Here is a 382-nt window from a genome sequence, read left to right as displayed (position 1 = left end):
CCTACAAGGTTTCGGATCGGCGCGTGCGCACGTATGCGGGCATTCCGGTTTTCGGGCTCTATCCCGACTACGTCAACACCGTCGAAGTGAGCTACACGCTTGTCGAAAACGGCGAGAACCCCAAGACCGAACGCGTCGAGAAGGAAACGTACAAGATCTACGCTTCGCCGGTCTTCGTTGAAGCCGACGGCACGGACATGCAAAAGCACGCCATGTTCAACGCCAAGGTCGAGAAGGTCGAAAAGAAGTTCGCCGACCGTCTCTATCTCCTCAACAATATCCTCGAAAACAATCCGCGCGGCGGCCGCGCCACCTGGAACAATCCGACGGGCGGCGCTCTCCAGTGGAGCGGCTCGCCCGAAGTCGGCATCATCGACACGGC

1 protein-coding gene is annotated in these 382 nt (G+C 59.2%); it reads left to right on the top strand.

Features of this window, described 5'->3' with window-relative positions:
- Positions 1–23: 23 nt before the first annotated feature.
- A partial coding sequence (locus H6A60_RS12785) for an aryl-sulfate sulfotransferase N-terminal domain-containing protein (RefSeq protein ID WP_338054880.1) occupies positions 24–382 on the top strand: 359 nt, incomplete at its 3' end.

Origin of the sequence: Sutterella massiliensis (genome assembly GCF_016899755.1) — a bacterium.
Classification (GTDB): Bacteria; Pseudomonadota; Gammaproteobacteria; order Burkholderiales; family Burkholderiaceae_F; genus Sutterella; species Sutterella massiliensis.
Note: the sequence above shows the minus strand (reverse complement) of the source record. Positions and strands in the feature narration are given on the sequence as shown.